Genomic DNA, 5787 nt, shown 5'->3' with positions numbered 1-5787 from the left:
CTCAGCCCTTTTCCAACATAACCGGCGGGCATTTTGAAATCGTCGTCCCCGGTTCCCCCCTGATAAACTACGCCGCTTCCGATGTTCACCGGACCCGTCGGTACGGAGCCGCCGTTTGTGTTGCCCAAGTCGATCTCGTTAGTCCCGTTGCCGGGCAGGAGGCTAAGGGTTGTTCCGACCGTCATGCCCCCCGAAACATAAAACCGATCACCGGCCGCCCCGCCCGTCAGCGTCAGCGAACCGCCGACGGCCGGCTTGTAAAGGTAAAGAAAGTTTGAATCGACGCCACCGGCGCCCATGTTAATGGCTGCGTTCCCGCCGGTTGACAGGACGGAGGTGTGTGACACAAAATCGACCGTGTCCGAGTTCGTTCCCCCGGCATAAGAGAACCCGCCGTCGGAAGCGAAACCCCCGAGGTTTCCAGTCAGTGAATTAAAGCCGTTGCCGAGACTGATCGCGGACGTTCCCAGCACATGAAACTGGCCGGACGACGAAGACGTGCCGACGGTCACAATGTCCGAGGAGGCACCTCCGGTGATTTTCAAATTCCCCTGCACGGTTCCGGCGTTGATCGAGACGGAATTGGCCCCGCCTCCCAGCGTCAGGGTCATGTTCCCGTTCACCCGCGAACCGGTGGTGCCGGCCCCGCCCCAGGTGATCGTGTCGGCGGCCGCGACCGTCGGGGAGGCCGCGGAATAAGTGAAGTTGCCAAGGATACGCGGGGAATTGCTGAACGTGACGGTGGAATCTGTTTTGGCCCCCGTCACGGTGAGACTGCCGTAGACGTAGGCGGACACATTTAGGGTGGCGATGTTCACGGAGTTCATCTTGACCACGATGGCAGACGGAACCTGACGGGTCGCCCCTGAATCAAAGATGGTTGAGCCGTTGGAGGTAATGGCGGTGGCGCCGATCACGGGGTCGCCCGACGGGGAAGTGAATCCGATCACATCGCCGTTGGTTGTGGCGGTGACGGTCAGCACCCCGTTGGCGAACGAGGCGGTGGCCGGCACGATCCGGCCCTCCAGTTGTTCTAGGGCGTACGGGAGGCGGGGGCGGCGGTTCGTGGAACCGAGTCCCGACAAGCGGGCGAAAGGCTGGAACACGATGCGATCTCCGATGAATTCAGCAATACCTAATCAGGGGCGGCTCGAAATAGTGGAGTCTGGGACTAATGCGGGGTGTGAAGTGGCCAATGTACGGCCGTCTGCCCGTCGTTGTCAGCCTTCGGAGATTGGTTACCACACGATGACCGGGCATGCGAGATGAATTTTCGAAGGCCTATCGCAATCAAGATCCGACTTCATGCCCGGGTTAGTGTTCACAAAGGAACCGCAAGGAGACCGGCGGGGGAGGCAAACAGGCTTGGGCTTGGGTTGGCGAAGTCACCAAAATTCCCACATGTTGTCGGGAAGTTCCCGACATGATTGAAGTGGTTTGAGAGGTAAACGGCCGGAGCGAGGACTCGCAACTCCCCCGGCCTGACGGACGCGCCCGGCTTTTGGGTCCGGTGTCCGCGAGTTCACCATAGCGGATCGGCAGAGATGGTGCAATGTGAATGAGTGTCCAATATCAGGCAACCAATGAGACAACTTTCAAATCGCCACACAAAAAACTGACTCATGAACCGCATGTCGGCAGTATCTTACCGTCTTCTTGGGAAAGTGAGTTCAACGGCATGATGTTTGCCACGTCAAGGCCTGCCGACTCCGCGGGATGTCAGTCTCACGAGAGGCATGTCCCGACAATTTAACCAAGGAAAAGGACATGCTTTTCGGAATATTCAGGATGTGGATTGGCGGTCTCATCAGCCTCGCCATGTGCGTTGCAATCGTATTGCTCGTTCGTGAGTGGTATCATCGTTTGCCCGAGCCTTCCTCAGAGGTCGTAGTTGCCTCAGCTGACGGGATACCGATCCACGAGGCATCGGCGACGTCAACTGTTATCGGCCGAATATCGGCTTGGAAACCGGGATTTGATCTGGCCACGGCCTGCTTCGTCGGGGCCATGATTCTGAGTTTCACGGGTGTGGGTGGCGGACGACTGTTTTATTGGCTGGTTCTTCCCCACCGAGTCGATGACCCGCGACATGAACGGCACGGACCTGTTCAACGGATATCCCGTCCTGACGGATCAGAACTACAGGTCGAAGTGTCCGGCCAGCCGGACGGACCGACGGTGATCCTCACACATGGGTGGGGTGCTTCCACAACCGAATGGTTTTATCTCCGACGACAGCTGGCCGGTCGTTATCGGCTGGTCTGCTGGGACTTGCCTGGCTTGGGGAAATCTCGAAGTCCGGATGATCACAACTTTTCGCTCGACAAGTTAGCGGCCGATCTGAAGTCGGTGTTGGACGAGGCCGGAGGCCCCGCTCCGGTGGTATTGGCGGGTCATAGCATCGGGGGAATGATCACCCTGAACTTTGCCAAGAATTATCCGCAAGAACTTGGGGCGCGGGTGAGCGGACTGGCGCTTGTCCACACCACGCCCACAAACCCCGTGAAGACGACCGAAGGCATCGCCATCCTGACGCCGATCCAGAATTTGGTTTTGACGCCGATGGCTTATGCGATGATCGGTTTGTCACCCATGGTTTGGATAATGAACGTGTTGAGCTATTTGAACGGAAGCATGCATCGGTCAACTTACAAGGACTCGTTCTCCAAAGCCGGAACTTGGGGTCAGGTTGAATTCGTCAGCCGATATGTTTTCCAAGTCTGGCCCGCCACCTATGCCCGCGGCATGCTGGGAATGCTCCGCTATGACGCCACGGAGGCCCTTTCTCAAATCAAGATTCCGGTGCTGGTCGTGTCCGGCGACAAGGACAAGGTGTGCAAGCCCGAGGCCAGCCGAATGCTCAAAGACGGCATATCCAGCGGAGAACTCGTCACCTTGTCACCTGCCGGCCATTTTGGACTGCTGTCCTCCCATGAGGAATTCGGCCGGGCCATTGAAAGTTTTCTCGAACGTCACCTCGGTGACAAAGCCCTTTCGCCCGTCAATGTCCACGTCGCGGAGATCAGTCCTGACTAGGAAGCCCGCCAAGGACGGGAAACCGATTTCCAAGAAGACACTTTGAGGTCGATCTTCAAGCCCTCACCAGCCGTCATATACCCTTGGGGAAAGTTGCCCGTCGCCGGTCACCGTGATCGGGGCTTGCGGAGTCGGTTCATTGATTCGAGGGCGATCAACCTCCGTCCGGAGCCGGATTGCCAAAAGTCGTGTCGATCCCGAATTTCTGCTAGTTCGGTGGCGTCCCTCAATAACCAGGCCATTTGTTCCATTTTCAATCGCCCGTCTGTCGGCGGCCCAGGTCAATAGTTGGCAGATCCGACCCGCTCTCTCCTCCGCGATCGCGCCACATCCCTTGATCCCATTGTCAGGTCAATTAAAGATATCTGTCAATCAACCTTCGTTCTCATCCTCCGTCCGCGGGCATCAGGAAATCGTGAGCGTGAAGTCATGGCCGGCACCATGCTCTCCGAAATAACTGGATTGATTCTTCGCCAGGATGCACAAGTGACACACGTCGGCTGTTCCGGCTAATGATATGCCGGCGAGAGTGGCGGCGCCGTCCCCGTGGGCCGCGTTCGTGCAACGATTTCTGGCCGCAAGCGAAAGCACTCGGATGGTGATCGCGGACCCGCAAGCCCTCTACTCCGGGGCGGCGCTGGACAGCCGCGGGATCGCACCGGGAGACAATCCTCGCCTCGGCTCCACGCGGTTTGACGACTGGTTCGCCCGCTCCGGGGTGAAGAAGTGAAAAACCGGCATGTGAGTCATTGATCGACGACGCAACCCGCTCAACGTGAAAAATAGGCAATGGGAATGGGTGATGATGACAGCCGAAACGGGAAAAACCAGGCCGAGGGGCACACGAACCCATGGGGGAGACGCGGTTTGGGCACAACCAGCAAGTCTTGTCATCGTTCTCCACACAAGCATTGAAACTGCCAGGGAGAAACCGCTCCAGCCAAAGAAGACCGTTGAGACAGACGAATAGTGGTGGTTGCTTGAACTCAGTGGAAAACCGACGAGGCGCCATCGATCTGCGAATTGAATTCTATCCGACCATTGGAGAGCGTCTTGTTTGATCTCTCCCACAGTTCCGTGCGGAACGCGCCGGAGGTGATCGCCGGCAAGGACAATCAATGCCAGGTTTGAGCTGACCGACATGGAAACCGGCCCAAACAAAACTTCTGAGGCACTGACTTGTGTCCGGCTGCTTTCTTCCATCGACCGGCCCCGTCACAAGATTAGTGAAGTGTCATCTCGCAACGATCTTTGCCTTGACCAAGCGTGCGGAGACAGGAAGTGCGGCGGGTGGCCGGGAGGATCGGCAGCCATCTCCGTGACATCGGACCAGTGATCAACGGCCCTCCGCCTTGCATTTGACGGATGCCAGACACGCGTCACAAATCCCGCCGGGTCTGACGCATCTCTTCGATGAGTGAGTTGATCTCCGCCACTTCAGCCCTCATCTCGCGGACGCTCATCGCCCCGGCCTGCCGGGTCTTGCCATTGGCGGCCGACCGGGCCTTTCCGGCGATGGTCTTCGGACCGGTCGATAATTTCCACGGCTGATGTCTCAACGCCGATTCCCGGAGTGTTTTTCGGCCATCGGGCGTCAGTTTCCCCCGAAGCCGCCGGTTAAGCTTGCCGGCCTGCACACGTTTCTCACTGGGCATTGAAGCAATTCTCCCCGTTACTTGTCAGTTCGCTGTCAGGCAAACAAAAAAATGGAACCCTATCCGGCTACCGAGCCGGATCATCCGGTTCGGGCGATCTTGAGTTTTGGCTTCACGGGTTCTCGTCGAAGTAGTTCGTCGAGAACCACGGCCGTCCGGCGGCACTCCGCGTGCAACCGGGCCGCGGCCGCGCTCAAGATCTTGATGGTTTCATTCTCCGCGGCGGCCGCGGCCCGGGCGTGCAGTTGGGCGGCTTGGTGATGGGCCATCGCCAGTTGCTCGATCAGCATCCGGCAGACAGGGCTGTCCGGGTGTCCGTATTCGGCCATCTGGCGTTCGAGATAGACCAGGCAGTCATGGGCCGTGTATGCCCCGCCTCCACTCGACAGGGCCATCGCCAGGCACATGGGATAGAAGCCGGTCATGATGGTCTCGGCCTTGTGGGCGGCCTCCTGGTTCGCCCGCTGACGCTCCCGTTCGGACGGCGTCGGCGGCACGACGGGGGATCGGTCGGCATTCTCGGGGACGTTGCCTGCGTCGGGTGTCAAACCGGGTGCTTCGACCGTCGGCGACCGATTCGTCGTGCCGGAGATGTTCCCCGAATCCGGGTTGGACCCGTCAGGCTTGGGATCCGGCGTCCGTGACAACGGGGGCTTTTTCACAGACGGGTCGGGTTTGGCTTTCATGATCCGGTTCCTCGGGGGTTGAATTCAAACGCGGGGAGGAAGAATTTCACGGGTTCCGTCACGTCCTTTGGCGCCGGATCGGACCGGTCATTCTTCCCGGCGGATTTTCGGCGGCCATGTTCCGCGAGTCGTCGCACCGTGATCTCCAAATCCAAATCCGGCGGTTGCATCACGGCGGGAATCCACCGCTGCGACAGGTCGATCTTCGCGGCCTCCCGGCTGGCCCGGATGAGTTCGAGCAGTTCGTCGAAGGTTGTGGCCCGCATTGCGGCGATCAATTGACGGACGAGCAGCCGACGACGAACGCCGGCATAGGGATGGCCGGCCATGCCGCAAAGCGGCTGTCGTTCTGAAAATAATTTCTCGCCGACGACGGCCAGGACAATTTCCAAGACGACCGGGCCGCCGTG

The 5787-nt window shown here is 59.0% G+C and carries 7 protein-coding genes; 3 read left to right on the top strand and 4 right to left on the bottom strand.

The annotated features are described in order from the left end of the window. A partial coding sequence (locus BGIM_RS56535; protein WP_193789105.1) for a hypothetical protein occupies positions 1-1106 on the bottom strand: 1106 nt, incomplete at its 3' end. A 926-nt stretch (positions 1107-2032) separates the two neighbouring features. Here BGIM_RS56535 and BGIM_RS64485 point away from each other — a divergent pair. The 3 genes from BGIM_RS64485 to BGIM_RS0147280 all read left to right on the top strand — a co-directional run bounded on the left by BGIM_RS64485 (position 2033) and on the right by BGIM_RS0147280 (position 3766). After that, a complete protein-coding gene (locus BGIM_RS64485) occupies positions 2033-2182 on the top strand; it encodes a hypothetical protein (RefSeq protein WP_157370007.1) in 150 nt (49 codons plus the stop codon). Beyond that, entirely contained in the window at positions 2152-3036 is an 885-nt protein-coding gene (locus tag BGIM_RS56530; protein ID WP_052640296.1) for an alpha/beta fold hydrolase, read from the top strand. The genes BGIM_RS64485 and BGIM_RS56530 overlap by 31 nt, the downstream gene beginning before the upstream one ends. 559 nt (positions 3037-3595) lie before the next feature. Next, the gene (locus BGIM_RS0147280) at positions 3596-3766 is read left to right on the top strand and encodes a hypothetical protein (RefSeq protein ID WP_162136367.1); all 171 of its coding nucleotides are present in this window, start codon (positions 3596-3598) and stop codon (positions 3764-3766) included. 649 nt (positions 3767-4415) lie between these two features. On the opposite strand, the gene BGIM_RS0147270 is transcribed toward BGIM_RS0147280, so the two are convergent. From BGIM_RS0147270 to BGIM_RS56525, 3 genes are all read right to left on the bottom strand, one after another. Beyond that, positions 4416-4691, bottom strand: coding sequence for a hypothetical protein (locus BGIM_RS0147270; RefSeq protein ID WP_020476551.1), 276 nt, complete (start codon positions 4689-4691; stop codon positions 4416-4418). Between the two features lie 80 nt (positions 4692-4771). Next, on the bottom strand, positions 4772-5377 hold the full coding sequence (locus BGIM_RS0147265) for a hypothetical protein (RefSeq protein WP_020476550.1): 606 nt from the start codon (positions 5375-5377) through the stop codon (positions 4772-4774). Continuing rightward, the coding region (locus BGIM_RS56525; protein WP_040892466.1) for a hypothetical protein at positions 5374-5787 on the bottom strand (414 nt) is incomplete at its 5' end. The genes BGIM_RS0147265 and BGIM_RS56525, both read right to left, overlap by 4 nt.

The organism is Zavarzinella formosa DSM 19928 (assembly GCF_000255705.1).
Lineage (GTDB): Bacteria > Planctomycetota > Planctomycetia > Gemmatales > Gemmataceae > Zavarzinella > Zavarzinella formosa.
Note: the sequence above shows the minus strand (reverse complement) of the source record. Positions and strands in the feature narration are given on the sequence as shown.

Excerpts from the sequence above, each read along its gene's own strand:
- BGIM_RS0147270 (WP_020476551.1), bottom strand. The coding sequence starts at position 4,691 with ATGCCCAGTGAGAAACGTGTGCAGGCCGGCAAGCTTAACCGGCGGCTT.
- BGIM_RS0147265 (WP_020476550.1), bottom strand. The coding sequence starts at position 5,377 with ATGAAAGCCAAACCCGACCCGTCTGTGAAAAAGCCCCCGTTGTCACGG.